The organism is Elizabethkingia argenteiflava (assembly GCF_009904105.1).
Lineage (GTDB): Bacteria > Bacteroidota > Bacteroidia > Flavobacteriales > Weeksellaceae > Elizabethkingia > Elizabethkingia argenteiflava.
Genome location: NZ_JAAABJ010000313.1, coordinates 1 through 301, shown reverse-complemented (window position 1 = coordinate 301; position 301 = coordinate 1). Strand labels below are relative to the sequence as shown.

Genomic DNA, 301 nt, shown 5'->3' with positions numbered 1-301 from the left:
TCAGGATCCCATTGGGCTACAAGGTGGAAATCCTACGATATACGGATACGTTTTTGACTCAAATACTGAAATAGACCCGTTTGGGTTGGATTGTAAGCAAAAAAGAATTGGAGATTGGGGTGAGAATTGGGCGAAAGAACAACTTGAGAATACGAATAAGTATAAAAAGGTTGTAGCTGTTCAAAATGGCTCTAATCATGGAATAGACCTTGTAGGTATGCGTAAAGATGGGAAATTTGATTTCTTTGAAGTTAAAACAAATACTACAGGAAAGGTTAGTCCACTATCTGTAAGACAAGTA

1 pseudogene is annotated in these 301 nt (G+C 37.2%); it reads left to right on the top strand.

Annotated features, from left to right (window positions below):
• Nucleotides 1–301, top strand: a pseudogene (locus GNY06_RS13635) (hypothetical protein); the annotation flags it as partial.